21 protein-coding genes and 5 tRNA genes are annotated in these 21,219 nt (G+C 55.2%); 15 read left to right on the forward strand and 11 right to left on the reverse strand.

All coding sequences use genetic code 11. The features are described 5' to 3' along the window. Window positions 1–4 precede the first annotated feature (4 nt). From cpoB to pnuC, 8 genes are all read left to right on the forward strand, one after another. Window positions 5–802 (forward strand): cell division protein CpoB, encoded by a 798-nt coding sequence (gene cpoB, locus V1587_RS08845; RefSeq protein ID WP_371898878.1) that lies wholly within the window; start codon window positions 5–7, stop codon window positions 800–802. Between the two features lie 161 nt (window positions 803–963). Next, window positions 964–1,039 (forward strand) — tRNA-Lys (locus V1587_RS08850). A gap of 126 nt (window positions 1,040–1,165) precedes the next feature. Continuing rightward, window positions 1,166–1,241, forward strand: a tRNA-Val gene (locus V1587_RS08855). A 3-nt stretch (window positions 1,242–1,244) separates the two neighbouring features. Beyond that, window positions 1,245–1,320 (forward strand) — tRNA-Lys (locus V1587_RS08860). A 41-nt stretch (window positions 1,321–1,361) separates the two neighbouring features. Further along, window positions 1,362–1,437, forward strand: a tRNA-Lys gene (locus V1587_RS08865). Between the two features lie 31 nt (window positions 1,438–1,468). Continuing rightward, window positions 1,469–1,544, forward strand: a tRNA-Lys gene (locus V1587_RS08870). A 291-nt stretch (window positions 1,545–1,835) separates the two neighbouring features. After that, a complete protein-coding gene (nadA, locus tag V1587_RS08875) occupies window positions 1,836–2,879 on the forward strand; it encodes a quinolinate synthase NadA (RefSeq protein ID WP_371898877.1) in 1,044 nt (347 codons plus the stop codon). 22 nt (window positions 2,880–2,901) lie between these two features. After that, window positions 2,902–3,621: a nicotinamide riboside transporter PnuC gene (pnuC, locus tag V1587_RS08880; protein ID WP_024908791.1), complete on the forward strand. Its 720-nt coding sequence runs from the start codon at window positions 2,902–2,904 to the stop codon at window positions 3,619–3,621. On the opposite strand, the gene zitB is transcribed toward pnuC, so the two are convergent. After that, complete coding sequence (gene zitB / locus V1587_RS08885; protein WP_371898876.1) at window positions 3,618–4,556, reverse strand: CDF family zinc transporter ZitB; 939 nt, start codon at window positions 4,554–4,556, stop codon at window positions 3,618–3,620. The two genes, pnuC and zitB, sit on opposite strands and share 4 nt — an antisense overlap. Window positions 4,557–4,661: 105 nt before the next feature. After that, on the reverse strand, window positions 4,662–5,042 hold the full coding sequence (locus V1587_RS08890) for a protein YbgS (RefSeq protein WP_371898949.1): 381 nt from the start codon (window positions 5,040–5,042) through the stop codon (window positions 4,662–4,664). A 303-nt stretch (window positions 5,043–5,345) separates the two neighbouring features. Between V1587_RS08890 and aroG the strand changes: the two genes are divergently transcribed. Beyond that, window positions 5,346–6,398, forward strand: a complete 1,053-nt coding sequence (gene aroG / locus V1587_RS08895; protein WP_024908788.1) for a 3-deoxy-7-phosphoheptulonate synthase AroG — start codon at window positions 5,346–5,348, stop codon at window positions 6,396–6,398. 60 nt (window positions 6,399–6,458) lie between these two features. Here aroG and gpmA read toward each other — a convergent pair whose 3' ends face one another. The 7 genes from gpmA to modE all read right to left on the reverse strand — a co-directional run bounded on the left by gpmA (window position 6,459) and on the right by modE (window position 14,204). Continuing rightward, complete coding sequence (gene gpmA, locus V1587_RS08900) at window positions 6,459–7,211, reverse strand: 2,3-diphosphoglycerate-dependent phosphoglycerate mutase (RefSeq protein WP_023310804.1); 753 nt, start codon at window positions 7,209–7,211, stop codon at window positions 6,459–6,461. 205 nt (window positions 7,212–7,416) lie between these two features. Further along, window positions 7,417–8,457 carry a galactose-1-epimerase gene (galM, locus tag V1587_RS08905; RefSeq protein WP_371898875.1) on the reverse strand — a complete coding sequence of 347 codons (1,041 nt, stop codon included), beginning with the start codon at window positions 8,455–8,457 and terminating at the stop codon, window positions 7,417–7,419. Next, complete coding sequence (gene galK, locus V1587_RS08910; protein WP_395314563.1) at window positions 8,451–9,599, reverse strand: galactokinase; 1,149 nt, start codon at window positions 9,597–9,599, stop codon at window positions 8,451–8,453. Before galK ends, galM begins: the two co-directional genes overlap by 7 nt. 2 nt (window positions 9,600–9,601) lie before the next feature. Beyond that, complete coding sequence (galT, locus tag V1587_RS08915; protein ID WP_371898873.1) at window positions 9,602–10,648, reverse strand: galactose-1-phosphate uridylyltransferase; 1,047 nt, start codon at window positions 10,646–10,648, stop codon at window positions 9,602–9,604. A 9-nt stretch (window positions 10,649–10,657) separates the two neighbouring features. Continuing rightward, the gene (gene galE, locus V1587_RS08920) at window positions 10,658–11,674 is read right to left on the reverse strand and encodes a UDP-glucose 4-epimerase GalE (RefSeq protein WP_395314564.1); all 1,017 of its coding nucleotides are present in this window, start codon (window positions 11,672–11,674) and stop codon (window positions 10,658–10,660) included. A gap of 201 nt (window positions 11,675–11,875) precedes the next feature. Continuing rightward, a complete protein-coding gene (modF, locus tag V1587_RS08925; RefSeq protein ID WP_371898872.1) occupies window positions 11,876–13,348 on the reverse strand; it encodes a molybdate ABC transporter ATP-binding protein ModF in 1,473 nt (490 codons plus the stop codon). 67 nt (window positions 13,349–13,415) lie between these two features. Beyond that, the gene (gene modE, locus V1587_RS08930) at window positions 13,416–14,204 is read right to left on the reverse strand and encodes a molybdenum-dependent transcriptional regulator (protein WP_371898871.1); all 789 of its coding nucleotides are present in this window, start codon (window positions 14,202–14,204) and stop codon (window positions 13,416–13,418) included. A 127-nt stretch (window positions 14,205–14,331) separates the two neighbouring features. On the opposite strand from modE, the gene V1587_RS08935 reads away from it, so the two are divergent. From V1587_RS08935 to modC, 4 genes are all read left to right on the forward strand, one after another. Next, complete coding sequence (locus tag V1587_RS08935) at window positions 14,332–14,481, forward strand: AcrZ family multidrug efflux pump-associated protein (protein WP_023310811.1); 150 nt, start codon at window positions 14,332–14,334, stop codon at window positions 14,479–14,481. 178 nt (window positions 14,482–14,659) lie between these two features. Continuing rightward, the gene (gene modA / locus V1587_RS08940; RefSeq protein ID WP_395314565.1) at window positions 14,660–15,433 is read left to right on the forward strand and encodes a molybdate ABC transporter substrate-binding protein; all 774 of its coding nucleotides are present in this window, start codon (window positions 14,660–14,662) and stop codon (window positions 15,431–15,433) included. Next, complete coding sequence (modB, locus tag V1587_RS08945) at window positions 15,433–16,122, forward strand: molybdate ABC transporter permease subunit (protein ID WP_045909470.1); 690 nt, start codon at window positions 15,433–15,435, stop codon at window positions 16,120–16,122. The genes modA and modB overlap by 1 nt, the downstream gene beginning before the upstream one ends. 2 nt (window positions 16,123–16,124) lie before the next feature. Continuing rightward, on the forward strand, window positions 16,125–17,183 hold the full coding sequence (gene modC, locus V1587_RS08950; RefSeq protein WP_371898869.1) for a molybdenum ABC transporter ATP-binding protein ModC: 1,059 nt from the start codon (window positions 16,125–16,127) through the stop codon (window positions 17,181–17,183). Here the strand turns inward: modC and V1587_RS08955 are convergent, their stop codons facing one another. Continuing rightward, a complete protein-coding gene (locus V1587_RS08955; protein ID WP_371898868.1) occupies window positions 17,184–18,002 on the reverse strand; it encodes a pyridoxal phosphatase in 819 nt (272 codons plus the stop codon). Window positions 18,003–18,142: 140 nt separating this feature from the next. Here V1587_RS08955 and pgl point away from each other — a divergent pair, with 140 nt between their 5' ends. Both pgl and tisB read left to right on the forward strand, forming a co-directional pair. After that, window positions 18,143–19,138: a 6-phosphogluconolactonase gene (gene pgl, locus V1587_RS08960; protein WP_371898867.1), complete on the forward strand. Its 996-nt coding sequence runs from the start codon at window positions 18,143–18,145 to the stop codon at window positions 19,136–19,138. Window positions 19,139–19,581: 443 nt separating this feature from the next. Then, on the forward strand, window positions 19,582–19,671 hold the full coding sequence (gene tisB / locus V1587_RS08965) for a type I toxin-antitoxin system toxin TisB (protein WP_023332440.1): 90 nt from the start codon (window positions 19,582–19,584) through the stop codon (window positions 19,669–19,671). A gap of 55 nt (window positions 19,672–19,726) precedes the next feature. Here the strand turns inward: tisB and V1587_RS08970 are convergent, their stop codons facing one another. After that, window positions 19,727–21,010 (reverse strand): putative acyl-CoA thioester hydrolase, encoded by a 1,284-nt coding sequence (locus V1587_RS08970; protein WP_371898866.1) that lies wholly within the window; start codon window positions 21,008–21,010, stop codon window positions 19,727–19,729. Window positions 21,011–21,219: the final 209 nt, after the last annotated feature.

A 21,219-nucleotide genomic window follows, 5' to 3' on the forward strand; every position in this document is an offset into this window, starting at 1 on the left:
TTGCATGAGCAGTAACTTCAGACATCATCTGTTGAGTCTGTCGTTACTGGTTGGAATAGCGGCCCCCTGGGCCGCTTTTGCTCAGGCACCAATCAGTAGTGTCGGCTCAGGCTCGGTAGAAGACCGGGTCACTCAACTCGAGCGTATTTCTAACGCTCACAGCCAGCTTTTAACCCAACTCCAGCAACAACTTTCCGATAACCAGAATGATATTGACTCTCTTCGGGGTCAGATTCAGGAAAGCCAGTATCAGCTTAACCAGGTTGTGGAACGTCAGAAGCAAATCTTGTTGCAGATCGATAGCCTGAGCAGCGGTGGTGGTGCAGCAGCACAGCCAGCCGCAGGCGATCAGAGCGGTGCGGCGACGTCTACGCCAACGCCATCTGCTGATACGTCAGCTTCAACAGGTGCGCCTGTACAGAGCGGTGACGCGAATACGGACTACAATGCGGCCATTGCCCTGGTGCAGGATCAATCTCGTCAGGATGACGCGATTGCTGCGTTTCAGAGCTTTGTTAAGAAATACCCTGATTCCACTTATCAGCCAAATGCCAATTACTGGCTCGGTCAGTTGAATTACAACAAGGGTAAAAAGGACGATGCGGCGTTTTATTTTGCCTCCGTGGTGAAAAATTACCCAAAATCGCCGAAAGCGCCAGATGCGATGTATAAGGTTGGCGTGATCATGCAGGACAAAGGCGACACGGCGAAAGCCAAAGCGGTGTATCAGCAGGTGGTCGCAAAATTCCCGGGTACCGAAGGTGCTAAGCAGGCGCAAAAACGTCTGAATTCGATGGGATGATTATCGCATGACCAGAAATCGCGTTATTTCTGGTCGTGCAGCATGATTACTAAGCAGTTAAGTGATCTTCATCGAAATTTTTGTTGCGCTGAATTCTTAAATCAGTAATATATGCCGCCGTTGCCACGGGATATCAAACAACGTGAAAACAGCGTAAAAGTGGGTCGTTAGCTCAGTTGGTAGAGCAGTTGACTTTTAATCAATTGGTCGCAGGTTCGAATCCTGCACGACCCACCACTAAGTCAGGTGGAAGTAGTAGTAAAACGTGAAGGATAACGTTGCGTCAGCAACGGCACGTAGGGCGAGGCGAAGCCGAGTCATCCTGCACGACCCACCACTTAACGCATACCGGCAGTACAGAGTGGGTGATTAGCTCAGTTGGTAGAGCATCTCCTTTACACGGAGGGGGTCGGCGGTTCGAGCCCGTCATCACCCACCACTCGGGTCGTTAGCTCAGTTGGTAGAGCAGTTGACTTTTAATCAATTGGTCGCAGGTTCGAATCCTGCACGACCCACCAATTTTATTGGTTCCGAGTGATAATTCAGGCGACACCCGAATGGGTCGTTAGCTCAGTTGGTAGAGCAGTTGACTTTTAATCAATTGGTCGCAGGTTCGAATCCTGCACGACCCACCAGCCTGAATAAATTTGTAGTACATCCCGCAAGGGGTCGTTAGCTCAGTTGGTAGAGCAGTTGACTTTTAATCAATTGGTCGCAGGTTCGAATCCTGCACGACCCACCAATTTTAATGTTTTGTTTTGATATGAAACGTGAAGGATAACGTTGCTTTAGCAACGGCCCGAAGGGCGAGGCGAAGCCGAGTAATCCTGCACGACCCACCAGTGTAGAAAGGCGCCCTAAAGGCGCCTTTTTGCTATCTGCGGTACAACAAATGCTCCGCCCATCTATTCCCGGTGACTTTTCACGCCAGATTCGCTATCTTGTTTAGTATACAAAACACAATTGCCACGCGTTTTGCTATGTCAGGCAAATGAAAGGCAATATTGTTAAGCCCGTAAAACGAGAAGCCATAATGAGTGTGATGTTTGATCCTGAAGCCGCAATCTATCCGTTTCCGCCTAAGCCTGTCCCGCTGAGCCAGGATGAAAAGCAGTTCTACCGCGAGAAGATCAAACGTCTTCTTAAAGAGCGCGATGCGGTAATGGTGGCCCATTACTATACCGACCCGGAAATACAGCAGCTGGCGGAAGAGACGGGGGGCTGTATCTCTGACTCACTGGAGATGGCACGCTTCGGTGCACGACATCCCGCTTCCACGCTGCTGGTTGCCGGCGTGCGTTTTATGGGCGAAACGGCAAAAATCCTGAGCCCGGAAAAAACCATTCTGATGCCTACGCTTAACGCGGAGTGTTCGCTGGATCTCGGCTGTCCGATTGACGAATTCACGGCCTTCTGTGACGCCCACCCTGACAGGACCGTGGTGGTTTACGCCAACACCTCTGCGGCGGTAAAAGCGCGGGCAGACTGGGTAGTCACGTCGAGCATCGCCGTTGAGCTAATTGAACATCTGGACAGCCTGGGCGAAAAAATTATCTGGGCGCCTGACCGTCATCTCGGAAATTATGTCCAGAAGCAGACGGGGGCTGACGTTCTCTGCTGGCAAGGTGCCTGCATTGTGCACGACGAATTCAAAACTCAGGCGCTGGCGCGCATGAAGGCGCTTTATCCCGACGCGGCCATTCTTGTTCACCCCGAGTCTCCGCAGTCAATTGTCGACATGGCGGATGCCGTGGGCTCAACCAGTCAGCTTATCAACGCGGCCAGGACGTTGCCTCACCAGCAGCTCATCGTGGCGACCGATCGCGGTATCTTCTATAAGATGCAGCAGGCCGTACCGGAGAAAGAGCTTCTTGAAGCGCCAACGGCGGGCGAGGGCGCAACGTGTCGCAGCTGTGCGCATTGTCCGTGGATGGCGATGAACGGTCTGAAAGCGATTGCCGAAGGGTTAGAAACCGGTGGTGCGGCGCATGAAATCCATGTGGATGCTGCCCTGCGTGAAGGCGCGTTAATTCCGCTTAACCGCATGCTGGATTTTGCGGCTACACTACGTACTTAATTCAACTCGCCCCGGGGAAAAGATGGATTTTTTTAGCACACATAACATTCTGGTTCACATACCGATTGGTGCAGGTGGCTATGACCTGTCATGGATTGAGGCCGTAGGTACGCTGGCGGGCTTATTGTGTATCTGGCTGGCAAGCCTTGAGAAGATCAGCAACTACGCGTTCGGGCTGATTAACGTCACGCTGTTTGCGATTATCTTCTTCCAGATCCAGCTGTACGCCAGCCTGCTTTTGCAGCTGTTCTTCTTTGCCGCCAATATTTACGGCTGGTATGCCTGGTCGCGTCAGAACAGCCAGCAGGAGGCCGAGCTGCAGATCCGCTGGCTGCCCCTGCCGAAAGCCATCGCCTGGTTCGTCGCCTGCGTGGTGGCCATTGGCTTAATGACCGTCTACATCAACCCGGTGTTTGCGTTCCTGACCCGCGTTGCCGTTTCGGTCATGTCCGGTATCGGCCTGAACGTGACGATGCCAGAACTCCAGCCGGATGCTTTCCCGTTCTGGGATTCCTGCATGATGGTGCTGTCGATTGCGGCGATGATCCTGATGACCCGTAAATACGTTGAGAACTGGCTGCTGTGGGTCATCATCAACGTGATCAGCGTGGCGATCTTTGCCCTGCAGGGCGTCTATGCCATGTCGCTGGAATATCTGCTGCTGACCTTCATCGCGCTGAACGGCAGCCGGATGTGGATTAACAGCGCGCGTGAGCGAGGCTCTCACGCGCTGTCCAGCTAGTGGTCATGATGATGTGAATGACCGGACTGCGCCTCGTTAAGGTGGCAGTCCGGTCCGCTACAGGGCTGATACTCCATCTGGATGGTGGAGTGGCTGATGTCGTAGTGATGTTCAAGGAAGTGCTGGATGCGATCGAGCAGCGCATCATGGTCGTGAGGTGGGATCACCTGGACGTGCAGCGTCATGACCGGTTTCTCTCCCACCAGCCAGACGTGCACGTGATGGACATTACGGACTTCCGGGACAGTACGGCGCAGGTTGCGCTTCAACTCGTCGATGTCCATGGATGCTGGCGCCCCTTCAAGCAGTTCGTTCACGCTCTCCTTAAGCAGCCGCCAGGCGCTGCGCAAGACCAGACACGACACCAGCACGGACAGAATCGGATCGACAGGCGTCCAGCCGGTGTAGAGGATCACCAGCGCGGCGACAATCGCCCCGACTGAACCGAGCAAATCCCCCAGCACATGCAGCGCCGCCGCGCGCACGTTGAGGTTCTTTTCCCCGCTGCCGCGGTGCAAAATCCAGAAGGCCAGGACATTCGCCAGCAGCCCTGCCACGGCAATGACCATCATTGTCGCCCCGGCGATCGGCTGCGGGTGTCTGAAGCGCTGTACGGCCTCCCAGACGATAAGCACGGTAATGACCACCAGCGCGATGGCGTTAACAAACGCGGCCAGGGTGGTCAGCCTCAGCCAGCCGAAGGTATGGCGCGCGTTTGGTGGACGACGCGCAAACTGCACGGCCAGCAGGGCGAAGAGCAGGGCGGCGGCATCGGTCAGCATATGTCCGGCATCGGCCAGAAGCGCCAGAGAGCCGGATACCAGGCCGCCAATGACCTCGATAATCATAAACGTTGCCGTGACGCCAAAGGCCAGCATCAGTCGTTTAGCGTTGTCGTTGCCGGGGGCATACGAGTGGGAATGGGAGTGCGCCATGTCTGCTTTCCTGAAGTGTTATTGTTTTTAGTGTAGCGTTTTTAATAGGTTACTCCAAAAAGAAAGGAGAGCCTGGGCTCTCCTTTTTCTGACGGTTCATACAAATTACTGGGTGGTGCCATCAGTTTTGGTATTGGCGTCGTTACCCACTTTGTCGTTAGGGTCCGGGCATTTGCCGTCCTTACACATCGAGTTCTTATGGACCTCGTCTGAACTCATATTGTCATGGTTCATGGTGCCGGAACCGCTACCGTCTGGATGCAGCATGGTGCCGCCAGTATTGGTATTGCCGGTGTTGATCTGGTTGTTGTCGACATTATTCGGGGCGATGTTCTGTTTTGCATCAGGCGCAGGCTGACCTGCCGCCGCAGCCGCATTCGCGTCACCGTTGCTGTCTGATGTGCCCGTTTCCGCGGCCAGGACGCTGCCGCTGGCCAGAGTGAGAGTGGCGGTCAGGAAGAGGGTTGCCAGTTTTGTCATTTTCATCATGGTGCTCCTGTTCTTGTCGTTACGCTGGATAACATTCTCCAACAGTGCATCTTTTTTGAGGCGAAAGATTCCGCCTAACGGACTTACGTCAGTAGGGAATCGCGTTTAAGCGTGTAAAATTGGTTGTTACAGTTAAAAAGCTTAGGTTAGATCTCATTTTTCGCTATTTTGTGGCGATTTTTAGGCGAATTCCAGGAATTATCTGCGTGAAGTGTAAAACCGTGTTTACACTTCATGACCGACAAGTTAGATTGAAAGGATTGCTTTCATTACTAAAGATATGGCAGAGCTGGAACGAAGATGAATTATCAGAACGACGATTTACGCATTAAAGAGATCAATGAGTTATTACCTCCTGTAGCACTCCTTGAGAAATTCCCCGCCACTGAAAATGCCGCAAACACGGTTTCTCATGCTCGTAAAGCGATCCATAAGATCCTGAAAGGTAATGACGATCGTCTTCTGGTGGTGATTGGCCCGTGCTCGATTCACGATCCTGCTGCCGCGAAAGAATACGCTGCTCGTCTGCTCACCCTGCGTGAAGAGCTGAAGGACGAGCTGGAAATCGTCATGCGCGTCTATTTTGAAAAACCGCGCACCACCGTGGGCTGGAAAGGGCTGATTAACGATCCGCATATGGATAATAGCTTCCAGATCAACGACGGTCTGCGCATTGCGCGCAAGCTGCTTCTGGAGATCAACGACAGCGGCCTGCCTGCGGCCGGTGAATTCCTGGACATGATTACGCCGCAATACCTGGCAGATCTGATGAGCTGGGGCGCAATTGGTGCGCGCACTACTGAATCTCAGGTGCACCGCGAGCTGGCTTCCGGCCTCTCTTGCCCGGTGGGTTTCAAAAACGGCACTGACGGCACCATCAAGGTCGCCATTGACGCTATCAATGCTGCGGGTGCACCGCACTGCTTCCTGTCCGTGACCAAATGGGGTCACTCTGCCATCGTTAACACCAGCGGCAACGGTGACTGCCATATTATTCTGCGCGGCGGCAAAGAGCCGAACTACAGCGCGAAACATGTGGCCGAAGTTAAAGTCGGGCTGGAAAAAGCCGGGCTGCCACCGCAGGTGATGATCGATTTCAGCCACGCCAACTCCAGCAAGCAGTTTAAAAAGCAGATGGAAGTGGGCGCAGACGTCTGCCAGCAGATTGCCGGCGGTGAGAAAGCGGTGATTGGGGTGATGATAGAAAGCCATCTGGTTGAAGGTAACCAGAATCTGGAAGGCAGCGAACCCCTGGTGTATGGCAAAAGCGTGACCGATGCCTGCATTGGCTGGGACGATACCGATACTATCCTGCGTCAGCTGGCGAATGCGGTAAAAGCGCGTCGCGGCTGAATTATCAGGCACAAATAAAAAAGCGCGGAAGGCTCCGCGCTTTTTTTATGTCTGGCGAAATTACTTCGCTTTACCCTGGTTCGCAACGGCCGCTGCTTTCGCTGCGATCTCTTCTGCGTTACCCAGATAGTAGTGTTTGATAGGCTTGAAGTTTTCGTCGAACTCATAAACCAGCGGTACGCCGGTTGGGATGTTCAGCTCGAGAATTTCGTCTTCACCCATGTTGTCCAGGTATTTCACCAGCGCACGCAGGGAGTTACCGTGAGCCGCGATGATCACGCGCTCGCCGCTTTTCAGGCGTGGCAGAATGGTTTCGTTCCAGTAAGGCACAACGCGGTCGATGGTCAGCGCCAGGCTTTCGGTGGTTGGCAGCTCAGCGTCGGTCAGCTTCGCGTAACGCGGATCGTGGCCCGGGTAGCGCTCGTCATCTTTGGTCAGCTCTGGCGGGGTGATTGCGAAGCCGCGACGCCACTGTTTAACCTGCTCGTCGCCATATTTCTCAGCGGTTTCCGCTTTGTTCAGGCCCTGCAGCGCACCGTAGTGACGTTCGTTCAGCTTCCAGGACTTCTCAACCGGCAGCCAGGCCTGATCCAGTTCGTCCAGTACGTTCCACAGGGTGTGGATGGCACGTTTCAGCACAGAGGTGTAAGCAAAATCAAAGCTGAAGCCTTCTTCCTTCAACAGTTTACCTGCTGCTTTTGCTTCGCTTACGCCTTTCTCAGACAGATCAACGTCGTACCAGCCGGTAAAGCGGTTTTCGTTGTTCCACTGGCTTTCGCCGTGACGTACCAGGACCAGCTTAGTTATAGCCATCTCTTACTCCTCAAGCATTTTTAGAATGATAACAATTCTCATTATATTGCTGTGGCCGTGCCACCAGCAACGCTTAACCCTAACCATAGCGAAAATAGTCTCTGAGTGTAAGATGCTTGTGAATCCAGGGTTATGATTTTGTCTGCGATCGGCGCTATTTTCAGCAAGGCGCGCAGAAAAAAGCCCTCCGATGGAGGGCTGGAAATCAATGTGGAATGAAATGATACTCTGTGACGCTCACATACTCTTCACCCGGACGCAGAACGCAGTCCGGCTGCGGCCATTCCGGATGATTTGGGCTGTCCGGCAGGAACTCGCTCTCCAGCGCCAGGCCTTGCCAGTCGCTGTACTCATCGTGTTCGCGCGCCGCTGTGCCGCCGAGATAGTTACCCGAGTAGAACTGCAGGGCAGGGGCGGTGGTATAAACCGTCATCTGCAGCTTCTCATCCGCAGACCAGACCTGAGCGGCAGGTTGTTTCACATCCCCTTTGGCCTGCAGCAGGAACGCGTGGTCGTAGCCTTTAACCTTGCGCTGATCGTCATCGCTCAGGAAATCCTGGGCGATCGTTTTCGCGCTGCGGAAGTCAAAGCTGGTGCCGCTGACGTCTTTGAGGCCCTGATACGGAATGCCCATTTCGTCAACCGGCAGCCAGGCATCCGCCAGGATCTGCAGCTTGTGGTTACGCACGTCGCACTGGCTACCGTCCAGATTAAAGTACGCGTGATTGGTTAGATTGACCGGACACGGCCTGTCGACCGTCGCACGGTATTCGATGGCGATACGGTTGTCGTCGGTCAGCGTAAAGCGCGCGGAGGCGGTAAGGTTACCCGGGAAACCCTGATCGCCGTCCAGCGAATCCAGCGAGAACAGCACTTCACCGTCGTTTTGACGAACAATCTTCCAGCGGCGTTTATCAAACCCGTCCGGACCGCCGTGCAGCTGATTCTCACCCTGGCTTGGAAGCAGGGGGTACTGCACGCCGTCGAGCTCAAAGCGGCTCTTTGCGATGCGGTTAGCATAGCGTCCTACGGATGCGCCAAGATAGGCGGACTGATTAACATACTGCTCGGGCGATGCGCAGCCGAGCAGGGTCTCGCGCACGCTGCCGTCCGGCATCGGTACGCGGGCAGAAAGAAGGGTTGCACCCCAGTCCATCACCGTAACGACCATCCCCGCGCTGTTGCGCAGGGTTAACAGGCGATACGGCAGACCATCCGGTGCGAGTGTGGGCGTTTCGTTTAGCACTGTCCGGCTCCTTGTGATGCTTTACAAACGTAGAAGGTTTCTTTGATGCCTGTTTTTGCTTCGTACTGCTTCGTCACGGCATCCAGCACGGCAGGGACTAGCTCTTCTGGCACCAGCGCAACGATGCAGCCGCCGAAACCACCGCCCGTCATGCGTACGCCGCCCTTGTCGCCAATGGTCGCTTTAACGATGTCCACCAGGGTGTCGATTTGCGGAACGGTGATTTCAAAATCATCGCGCATGGAGGCGTGAGATTCCGCCATCAGCTCACCCATGCGTTTCAGGTCACCTTTCGCCAGCGCGGACGCGGCTTCAACGGTTCGGGCATTTTCCGTCAGCACGTGACGAACGCGTTTAGCGACAACCGGATCCAGCTCGTGCGCCACTTTGTTAAATTCATTGAGCGTTACGTCGCGCAGGGCTGGCTGCTGGAAGAAGCGGGCGCCGGTTTCGCACTGTTGGCGGCGGGTGTTGTATTCGCTGCCCACCAGCGTGCGCTTAAAGTTGCTGTTGATGATTACCACTGCCGCGCCTTTTGGCAGGGGAACGGCTTTGGTGCCCAGCGAACGGCAATCAATTAACAGGGCATGCTCTTTTTTGCCCAGCGCGGAGATCAGCTGGTCCATAATGCCGCAGTTACAGCCCACGAACTGGTTTTCTGCTTCCTGACCGTTCAGGGCGATTTGCGCGCCATCCAGCGGCAGATGATAAAGCTGCTGGAACACGGTGCCAACGGCGACTTCCAGAGACGCAGAGGAGCTTAAGCCCGCACCCTGCGGCACGTTGCCGCTGATGACTAAATCCGCACCGCCGAAGCTCTTGTTACGCTTCTGAAGGTGTTTTACGACGCCGCGCACGTAGTTAGACCACTGCTGACCGTCGTGCGTCACAATCGGGGAATCGAGGGAAAACTCGTCCGTCTCATTATCGTAATCCGCCGCAATCACGCGGACTTTACGGTCGTCGCGCTTCGCGCAGCTGATGACGGTCTGGTAATCGATGGCGCACGGCAGCACGAAACCGTCGTTATAGTCGGTGTGTTCACCGATCAGGTTAACGCGACCAGGCGCCTGGATAACGTGGGTGGCAGGGTAGCCAAATTTCTCAGCAAACAGGGATTGTGTTTTATCTTTCAGACTCATTTTTAGACTCCTGATTCGCGATAGTGGACGTCGCTAACGGCACGCAGACGTTCTGCCGCCTGTTCCGCCGTCAGGTCACGCTGGGTTTCCGCCAGCATCTCGTAGCCCACCATAAATTTACGTACCGTCGCAGAGCGCAGCAGCGGCGGATAGAAATGGGCGTGCAGCTGCCAGTGTTGATTCTCTTCGCCGTTAAACGGCGCGCCGTGCCAGCCCATGGAGTAAGGGAAGGAGCACTGGAACAGATTGTCGTAACGGCTGGTCAGTTTTTTCAGCGCCAGGGCAAGGTCGTCGCGCTGCGCGTCGCTGAGATCGGTAATGCGCTGCACGTGTGCTTTCGGCAGCAGCAGCGTTTCAAACGGCCAGGCGGCCCAGTAAGGGACGACGGCCAGCCAGTGTTCTGTTTCGACCACGGTGCGGCTGCCGTCGGCCAGCTCACGCTGGGTGTAATCCACGAGCATCGGCGAACCATTTTCCGCGTAATACGCTTTCTGCAGGCGGTCTTCACGCTCGGCTTCGTTAGGCAGGAAGCTGTTCGCCCAGATCTGGCCGTGCGGGTGCGGGTTCGAGCAGCCCATGGCCGCGCCTTTATTTTCGAACACCTGCACCCACGGATAGCTCTGCCCCAGCTCTGCGGTTTGAGCCTGCCAGGTGCTGACCACCTCTTTCAGTGCCTCAACGCTCAGCTCCGGCAGCGTTTTGCTGTGATCGGGCGAGAAGCAGATCACGCGGCTGGTTCCGCGCGCGCTTTCGCAGCGCATCAGCGGATCGTGGCTTTCCGGCGCGTCCGGCGTGTCGGTCATCAGGGCGGCAAAATCGTTGGTGAACACGAAGGTACCTTTGTAGTCCGGGTTTTTATCCCCGGTGACGCGCGTGTTGCCCGGACAGAGGAAACAGTCCGGGTCATGCTGTGGCAGCGTCTGTTTTGCAGGCGTCTCCTGCGCCCCCTGCCAGGGGCGCTTGGCGCGATGCGGAGAAACTAAAATCCATTGCCCGCTTAGCGGGTTAAAACGACGATGCGGATGATCGACGGGATTGAATTGCGTCATGACGGATCCTTAGTCCGGATAGCCTTGCGGATGGCGTGACTGCCAGTGCCAGGTATCCTGTGCCATTTCATCAAGCGTGCGCGTAACACGCCAGTTAAGCTCTTTGTCGGCTTTGGTGGCGTCGGCCCAGTAAGCAGGCAGATCGCCCTCACGACGCGGTGCGAAGTGGTAGTTAACCGGCTTCCCGCAGGCTTTACTGAAGGCGTTAACCACGTCCAGGACGCTGCTGCCGACCCCGGCACCGAGGTTGTAAATATGCACGCCCGGTTTGTCAGCCAGCTGCTGCATGGCCGCAACGTGACCGTCGGCCAGATCCATCACGTGGATGTAGTCGCGCACGCCAGTGCCATCTTCGGTGGGGTAGTCATTGCCAAAAATAGCCAGCGAGTCGCGGCGACCCACGGCAACCTGGGCGATATACGGCATCAGGTTGTTCGGGATGCCCTGCGGATCTTCACCCATGTCGCCAGACGGATGCGCGCCGACCGGGTTGAAGTAGCGCAGTAAGGCGATGCTCCACTCCGGCTGGGCTTTTTGCAGGTCGGTCAGGATCTGCTCCACCATCAGCTTGCTTTTGCCGTACGGGCTTTGCGGAGTACCGGTCGGAAAGCTTTCAACGTAAGGGATTTTGGGCTGATCGCCGTAAACGGTGGCGGAGGAGCTAAAGATGAAGTTTTTGACGTTCGCCGCACGCATGGCGGAGATGAGACGCAGAGTACCGTTGACGTTGTTGTCGTAATACTCGAGCGGCTTCGCAACGGATTCACCGACCGCTTTCAGACCCGCGAAGTGGATTACCGCTTCAATGGCGTGATCGTGAAGGATCTCGGTCATCAACGCTTCATTGCGGATGTCACCTTCCACGAAAGTCGGTTGATTACCGCCAAGACGTTCAATTACAGGCAGCACGCTGCGCTTACTGTTGCACAGGTTGTCGAGAATGATGACGTCATGGCCGTTTTGCAGCAGTTGCACGCAGGTATGACTACCTATGTAACCGCTACCACCTGTTACCAGAACTCGCATATTTCGCTCCATTGGGCTTATGGTATGTAATAACCATAGCATAACAGAGACGCAAAAAGTGTGACATGGGATAAAATAGTGGAATCGTTTACACTGTTTTTAAAATCCGATTTTCAACTGCCATGAGGCATTGTAGATCAACGGGATAGCAATGTATTAGTGCAGGTTATCTGAAAAACGGAGGGCGGTGCCCTCCGGAGGTCAATCGATTTTGCTTTGCCGATAGCGATAGTGTTCACCATCCGGAACAAACTCCAGGCGATGCGTGATGCAGGCGGGGGCATCTTCAGCATGATGTGAAACAAACAGCAGTTGCGTTTCACCTTCGCTAATCAGCACGTCCACAAAGCGGCGGATAAGCTGGCGGTTCAACGGGTCAAGTCCCTGCAGCGGTTCGTCGAGGATCAGCAGCGTAGGGTGTTTCACCAGCGCGCGAACGATCAGTGCCAGACGCTGCTGCCCCCACGAAAGGCTATGAAACGGCGCGTCAGCAACCCGGTTGTCCATGCCCAGAATGTCCAGCCACTGCTGGGCCAGCTTATGCTGTTTATCCGACACCGCCTGATAAATACCGATGGAATCAAAATATCCGGAGAGGATCACGTTGCGTACCGTGGTACTGACCCGGTAATCCAGATGCAGGCTACTGCTGACATAGCCGATATGTTTTTTGATATCCCAGATGGTTTCTCCGCTGCCGCGACGCCGACCAAACAGCGTCAGATCGTTGCTGTAGCCCTGCGGGTGATCGCCGGTGATGAGGCTCAGCAGCGTTGATTTTCCCGCGCCGTTGGGGCCAACAATCTGCCAGTGCTCGCCCGGATTGACCGTCCAGCTGAGGCGATTAAGGATCGGGCGATCGTCATAAGAGACCACCCCGTCGCGCAGCACGATGCGCGGCTGGTGGGGATCGAGCGCATGGCGCGCCGAAGGGGCGTCGGGTTCGGGAAGGGTAATACCGTCGAGCCGTTCGCTGTGGGCGAGCTGGGCAATCAGCGCCTGCTTAAGCAGCGCGTTTTTTTCGCCGGTCTCGGTCAGGTTACAGTCGGCCAGGACGCCCGCGTGCTGGATAAAATCCGGAATTTCATCGAAGCGGTTAAGCACCAGCACGAGGGTATATCCCTGCTGATTAAGCGACGCCAGCAGGGACGCCAGCTGCGCCCGGGACTGCACGTCAAGGCCGTCAAACGGTTCGTCGAGGATAAGCAATTCGGGCTCGCTCATCAGCGCCTGGCAAAGCAGCGTTTTCCGCGTCTCGCCGGTAGAAAGGTATTTAAAGCGTCGGTTCAGCAGGGCGGTGATGCCGAACCGTTCAGCCAGGCGCTGACAGCGGGCGGGGTCTTTCACCTCATCCTGAATAATTTCCGCCGTCGTACGGCCGGTATCTTCTTCGCCTGGGCTGAGTAAATCGGTGTTGTTGCGCTGCCACTCGTCGCTGACCAGCTTTTGTAGTTGTTCAAATGACAGGCGCGTCAGGCGCTTAAAATCGCTCTGGTATTCGCCCTTGAGGAGGTTGAGTTCTCCCGCCAGCGCGCGGGCCAGCGCGGATTTACCGCTGCCGTTGGTGCCGACAAACGCCCAGCTTTCACCCGCGCGTATCGTCAAATCAGCAATCGTCAGCGTTCGGGTATCGCTAAGACGAAATGTGCCTTGCGAAATATGCAATGATGACATGATTTATCCCTGTTTTTGCAGCAACAGATATCAGGGATACGCACTGTCGGTACGATTGTCAATGCGCTCAGCACAAAGTGGCGATAATCACCCGGTCTGCGTTGAAATACGCGGTGACGACAGCACCTTCTTCTAAGTCGTCCGACTCGCTGAGCGGTAGGGTCGCGCAAAGCGGCTGCCCATCAGCCAGGGTCATGAGCACTTCGCACTGCGCCTGGCCGCGTTCGATATGGCTGATTGCGCCCTGCAGCTGATTATCAGCTGCCTTTGCCGCATTGGGATCGCGCGTGATAGTGACCCACGGTGCTTTCAGCAGCACCAGCACCTCTTTACCTTCATCCAGCTCAAGGCGCTCCGCACTCTGCGCCGTTATTGCGGCTTTAAGACGGGTGGCGCCATCGGCAAGCAGGATCTCAATATGCTGCTGTACCTGGAGATTGTCCCGCGCGGTCACCGTTCCAAACCACTGGTTGCGGGCGCTGGTTTGTAGCGAGAAGCGGGAAATGGCGGCCAGCAAGCTGTCCAGCGGAACGTTATCGTCGTCGCTCAATACATCAAACGCTTTTTGCTGGATCTGGGCCAGCAGATCGTAGAGCTGAATAAGGCGCTGGCCATAACGCGTCACGATCGCACCGCCGCCGCCTTTGCCGCCCGTGGCTCTGTCCACCAGCGGCTGTTCGCTCAGGGTGTTCATTTCGTTGATGGCGTCCCAGGCGCTTTTGTAGCTGATGCCCGCGTTTTTCGCCCCCTGGCTAATCGAGCCCGTTTGTTCTATTTGTTTAAGCAGGGCGATACGTCGCGGATCGGCGAAAAGCTTCTGCTGAAGTCGAAGAGTGAGGAGAATTTCGGCCTGCATAACAGTGTCCTGGCAAAAAGAGTATTGTGACCCAAATGGTGCAGGGCGCAAAGGGTACCGCACAAAAGGGGATGATTTTCTCACTTGAAAAGGTAGAATGAGCCATTCACAATATCTGGAGAAAACCATGTTAGAGTTGTTGAAAAGTCTGGTATTCGCCGTGATCATGGTACCAGTAGTGATGGCCATCATCCTCGGTGCCATCTACGGCCTGGGTGAAGTGTTCAACGTCTTTTCGAACATTGGTCACAAAGACCAGGCTAAAAAGCAGCATTGATTCCCCACAAAACGCCCGGCTAGCCCGGGCGTTTTGCTCTCAAGATTTTCCCGTTTACGCCGATATCATTTAACGCATCACACTGGTTTACCCCTTCAGCGGTACGATTAAACGCTGGGATCTCCCTGACGTTACCGTTATATTAATGTGTATATAACGCTACTCACAGGAGTTACAGATGGCACGTTCATGGATACGCCTTTTCGCAGGGGCAACGCTGACGCTTTCACTTACCGGACACGCGCTGGCGGACGAGGTTAAAATCACGGTCTTTGCGGCGGCGTCGCTGACCAACGCGCTGCAGGATATCGCGGCGGCGTATAAAAAAGAGAAAAACGTCGAGGTGGTCTCCTCTTTTGCCTCTTCCTCGACGCTGGCGCGCCAGATAGAAGCGGGCGCGCCGGCGGATCTGTTCATCTCGGCCGATCAGAAGTGGATGGATTACGCGGTGGAGAAGAAAGCGATTGATGCGGCAACCCGCGAAACGCTGCTGGGGAATAGCCTGGTCGTGGTGGCGCCAAAAGCCAGCGCCCAGGCTGACATCACCATCAACAAAGAGACCAACTGGATAAGTCTGCTGAACGGCGGGCGTCTGGCGGTGGGCGATCCGGAGCACGTTCCTGCCGGGATCTACGCCAAAGAAGCGCTGCAAAAGCTGGGCGCATGGGAGACATTGTCGCCGAAGCTGGCTCCGGCGGAGGATGTCCGCGGCGCGCTGGCGCTGGTGGAACGCAACGAAGCCCCGCTGGGCATTGTGTATGGCTCTGATGCCGTAGCCAGTAAGGGTGTGAAAGTGGTGGCAACGTTCCCGGAAGACTCCCACAAGAAAGTGGAATATCCTGTTGCGATTGTTGATGGACATAAAAATGCGACCGTGACGGCTTTCCGCGATTATCTGAAGGGGCCGGAAGCGTCCGCAATCTTTAAACGTTACGGATTTACGACTCACTGATGATATTGACCGATCCTGAATGGCAGGCTGTTCTGCTGAGCCTTAAAGTCTCTTCCCTGGCGGTTGCGCTGAGTTTGCCCTTTGGGATCTTCTTTGCCTGGCTACTGGTTCGCTGTCAGTTTCCCGGCAAAGCGCTGCTCGACAGCGTGCTTCATCTTCCGCTCGTGTTGCCGCCCGTGGTGGTTGGTTATCTGCTGCTGGTGTCGATGGGGCGGCGCGGTTTTATCGGCGAGAAGCTCTACGACTGGTTTGGGCTGACGTTCGCTTTTAGCTGGCGCGGTGCGGTACTGGCGGCAGCGGTAATGTCATTCCCGCTGATGGTGAGGGCGATCCGCCTCGCGCTGGAAGGCGTGGACATGAAGCTCGAGCAGGCGGCCCGCACGCTGGGCGCCGGGCGCTGGCGCGTCTTTTTCACCATCACGCTCCCCCTGACGTTACCGGGCATTATTGTCGGGACGGTGCTGGCTTTCGCCCGCTCGCTGGGCGAGTTTGGCGCGACCATCACCTTCGTATCGAACATCCCCGGCGAGACGCGAACCATCCCCTCGGCCATGTATACCCTGATTCAAACGCCGGGTGGAGAGGGCGCGGCGGCGCGGCTGTGTATCATCTCAATCGTATTAGCCCTGGTATCGCTGCTGGTGTCGGAATGGCTGGCGCGGTTGAGCCGTGAGCGGATGGGGAAATAAGCATGCTGGAACTGAATTTCTCCCAGACGCTGGGAAACCATACTCTGACGCTTAACGAGACTCTGCCGGCAAGCGGTATCACCGCCATCTTCGGCGTGTCGGGAGCGGGCAAAACCTCGCTGATAAATGCCATCAGCGGCCTGACGCGCCCGCAGTCTGGCCGTATTGTCCTGAATGACCGTGTCCTGAATGACGTGAAAAATAAGGTTTATCTGTCGCCGGATAAACGCCGCATCGGCTATGTTTTCCAGGACGCACGCTTATTCCCGCACTACAGCGTGCGCGGCAACCTTCGTTACGGCATGGCGAAAAGCATGGCCGGGCAATTTGATAAGCTGGTAACGCTTTTAGGCATTGAGCCACTGCTCGACAGGCTGCCATCCTCGCTTTCCGGCGGAGAAAAACAGCGCGTGGCCATTGGCCGCGCGTTGCTGACCGCACCCGAACTGCTGCTGCTCGACGAACCGCTGGCCTCGCTGGATATTCCGCGCAAACGTGAGCTCCTGCCTTATCTACAGCGCCTGACGCGGGAAATTAATGTTCCGATGCTCTACGTCAGCCATTCGCTGGATGAGATCCTGCATCTGGCCGACAAAGTGCTGGTGCTGGAAGAGGGGAGCGTCAAGGCCTTCGGCAACCTGGAAGAGGTGTGGGGCAGTAGCGTAATGCACCCGTGGTTACCCCGGGAACAGCAGAGCAGCATCCTGAAAGTGAGCGTGCTGGAACACCATCCGCACTACGCGATGACGGCGCTGGCGCTGGGCGATCAGCACCTGTGGGTCAATAAGATCGACAAGCCATTGCAGTCCGCGCTGCGTATTCGTATTCAGGCATCTGACGTTTCGCTGGTGCTGCAACCGCCGCTGCAAACCAGTATTCGAAATATTCTGCGCGCCAAAGTGGCGGAGTGTTTTGATGATAACGGCCAGGTGGAAGTGAAGCTCGAGGTGGGAAGCAGAACGCTCTGGGCGCGCATCAGCCCTTGGGCCAGGGATGAGTTAGGGATCAAACCCGGCCTGTGGCTCTACGCGCAAATCAAGAGCGTCTCGATCACCGCCTGATTACAGCAGATGGGTATAAATGTACTGCGCGATGCTGTCGGTGGTGTTGTCGCCAATGACTACGTCAGCGCGCGCTTTTACTGCGTCGTCGGCATTGCCCATCGCCACGCCCGTACCGGCAGCTTGCAGCATGCTGATGTCGTTGTAGTTGTCGCCGAAGGCGATCGCGTCCTGCATTGACCAGCCCTGCGATTCCACATACTGCTTCAGACGCTTGCCTTTGCTGTTGCCTTTGCGGGCAATATCCACCTGATCGTGCCAGGACCATTCGCACTCCAGACCCAGCGTCTGTTCCACGTGTTTCGCGAAGGCATTCAGTTTGGTGGTGTCTTCATCCGTCAGGGCAAATTTCCAGATAGCCTCAACGTCCTGGGCCGCCTGACGCAGGGATGAAACATGGGTAAAGACAGGACGCTGGGCTTCAGGCAGGGATAACGCCCAGTTGCTGGTGCGCACCACATGGCCGGTTGGGCGCTCGTACACCATCGCGTTATCCACGTACATCAGGCCGTGAATGGCATGCTCATCCAGCAGATCAATCAGTTGCAGCGCCTGGGGAACCGGCAGCGGGTCGGATTCTAAAACCTTTTTTGCCTGATAATTATACAAATAAGTGCCATTACAACAAATTGCAGGTGTATCTAACGCCAGTGCCTGATAAAAAGGGTGAATGGCAACGTGATGTCGACCCGTTACGATAAGGAGTTGATATCCCGCTTCCTTCGCGCGTTTTAGCGCTTCAAGGGAGGAGGGAAGAAGGGTTTTTTGCGGCGTCAGTAAGGTACCGTCTAAATCCAGAGCAATCACACGCGAGGTCATCTGTTTTCCCGGGTTAATATTGAATTTACGTTTTGATGGGATGGTACACCGAGAGGCGAACGCTTCAAAACTCCTGTCGACAATTCAGCATTCACCGTCAAAAGTTAACTACTTTCATGCGCAGTGAGGAGTGAATATTCATGAAACAAACCGTTTATACCGCCAGTCCTGAAAGCCAGCAGATCCATGTCTGGCGTTTAAATACCGAGGGGACACTCACGCTGGTTCAGGTTGTTGATGTGCCAGGCCAGGTGCAACCGATGGTCATCAGCCCGGATAAACGTTTCTTGTACGTGGGTGTGCGCCCGGAGTTCCGCGTGTTGGCCTATCGTATTTCTCCGGACGACGGCGCGCTGACGTACACTGCCGAAGCTCCGTTGCCGGGTAGCCCAACCCATATCTCAACCGATCGCAAAGGAAACTTTGTCTTTAGCGGCTCTTACAACGCGGGCTGCGTCAGCGTAACCCGTCTGGAAGACGGCATTCCGGTCGAAACCGTGGATGTGGTGGAAGGGCTGGAAGGCTGTCACTCGGCGAATATCTCTCCGGATAACCGCACGCTGTGGGTGCCTGCGCTGAAGCAGGATCGTATCTGCCTGTTCACCCTGAGCGACGATGGTCACCTGGTGGCGCAAAATCCTGCTGAAGTGACTACCGTTGAAGGCGCAGGTCCGCGCCATATGGTCTTCCATCCGAACCAGCAGTACGCCTACGTGGTCAACGAACTGAACAGCTCTGTGGACGTATGGGAACTGAAAGATCCGAACGGTCAGATTGAGTGCGTGCAGACGCTGGACATGATGCCGTCTGATTTCTCCGACACCCGCTGGGCGGCAGATATCCACATTACGCCAGATGGCCGCCATCTGTACGCCTGTGACCGTACCTCCAGCCTGATCACCGTATTTAGCGTCTCTGAAGACGGCAGCGTGCTGGCGATTGAAGGGTTCCAGCCAACGGAAGCCCAGCCGCGCGGCTTTAATATCGATCACAGCGGCAAATACCTGATTGCGGCGGGGCAGAAATCCCACCATATCGCGCTGTATGAAATTAAAGGCGAGCAGGGTCTGCTCGAAGAGAAAGGGCGTTATGCCGTAGGCCAGGGGCCAATGTGGGTGGTGGTAAACGCTCACTAAGCGGCTGAAAACAAAAAACCTCGCGAATGCGAGGTTTTTTTATGTCCGGTGGTAGCCGGGTGAGCACATCAAAACGTAACCAACATGGTCATCATAATGTCGACCCAAGGCGAAGTAAATTCATCGTCAACGAAGGACAAAGAACATAGAATGATTAGCGGTTGTTATTTTTAAAATAATCAGTTGGTTAGATGCATTTTCTTTATAAATTCCTAAACAGATCTTATCTGTTTTTATATACAGTAGTGATTTGATATCATTCTGTCCGTTGGCTTGATGTGTTGCAGTTCCGCAATTCAGGATTCGTATTCAGTCCTGGCTGTCGGGTGGTGCCGACAGTGCCTAAACTGCGGAGCACATCAAAACATAACCAACACACCTCTGATGACAGGCAGCGGAAAGGTAAATCAGGGGAGAAGTGCTCTATACCAAAGGAGTGGCGTATGAGCGGTGTGGAATGGGCAATTCTGTTCCTGCAACTCATGGTTGCGATTATGCAACTATTGGATGCGTATCTTAAGTTTGGAGCCTGACGCATTCAGTCGCAGTAAAAAGGGGGATTAAACTCCCCCTTTTACTCTCATCTTATTACTGCTTCGGCTCAGCAACCACTTTGCTACCCAGACCGCGGTTGTTGTACTCCCACATGCGGTTGAAGTTAGCGTCGTTGAGGTTGCGCTGCACGTTCCCTTTATCATCCACTGCACCGGTATTGCCGGAGAACGGACGTTTGGAGATCGCGGCATCCGCCCACGGTTTCGCCATGTTGAAGCCTTCGTTGATCACGCTGTCGCGGATCACGACCTGACCGTTGGTTGAAGAGTCCACGTCCAGGGATCGTCCCAGCTGTGCCACGCCGTCACCGGCAGCATTAAAGCGGCTGTTCACGGCCAGGAAGCCATAGAAGAGGTTAGACTGGGTTGCCGGAGCAAACACGTAACCTTCCTGCTGAGTACGTGAATTCACCACGCGGAAATCGGTGTTATCAAACACCACCGCGCCGCGGCCGGAGACCAGATCCACGTCACCTTCAACGTAGCTGTTGGTCACCAGGGTACGGGTCAGGCGGTTATTCTGCAGGGTGTTCTGCACACCGCTGTTGGTCACGAAGAAGGTGTTCTGACGGCCCAGAATGTTGACGTTGTTAATCTGCACCTGATCGCCATCGCTACGCAGCGCGACGGCCTGGTGGTTACCGGCGTCAACGCTGTCGCCCAGGGTGTTCTGAATGGTCAGGTTCTGCAGCTGCAGACCGTTATTCTGAGACCAGAATACCGCCGAGCACATCACGCCAATGGTGGCGGAACGCTTGCTCTGGCAGTTATCAAACATGTACCAAGCCGGCTTACCCGGCATATATTTACCGGCCGGGTTCACCAGGTGACGCCAGGTGTTGCTGTCGATTTCGGAATCAATCGCCAGGCCAATTTTTACGTCGATTGCTTTTTCGCCCAGACCGTAAAGCGTAATGCTGCCTGGTGCCGCCGGAACATATACGGTGCCTTCATATTCACCTGGCAGGATCGCGATGTACTGGCGAGACGCGCTGTGTTTAGTAATGGCAGCATCAACCGCAGCCTGAATAGAGGTATGCGTTACGCCCTGCGCACCCGCCGGGCCAACCACGAAGTCAGGCTGTTTAGGCAGGTTAATAGAAGACGGTGTCCACGGCGCAGCGTTAGGATCCATCGCCGAGAAGTAATGCGCACGATCGAAGTTCTTCGCTTCATCAGCGGACAAAATCGGGCGGGAGGCGGTACCGGGCGCAACCTGCTCAGAAGGGCGCTGATCCGGTGGTGTTGAACTGCATGCGGATAAGGTCACGCCAAAGGCGAGTGCTAACGCCAGACGGGAAATCCTGGAAATGTTCAAGGTAGAGCTCCTGGGTATGCAAGTCTTAAACGGGATAGACGAAATAGCCTGCTTTTTTATACTAAGTTGAGCGAAACGGGAAGATAAAAAGGGTAAAAGTTGCATTTTTAGCCCAGGAGCGGCAGGTAAGTGATCACAAATAAATAACATTTTCCTTCAAGGCAGTTGACAGTTGACGGTGGATGCAAATAAATGTCTATACAACCCAT

The sequence above is a fragment of the Enterobacter sp. ECC-249 genome (genome assembly GCF_043965265.1).
Lineage (GTDB): Bacteria > Pseudomonadota > Gammaproteobacteria > Enterobacterales > Enterobacteriaceae > Enterobacter > Enterobacter quasiroggenkampii.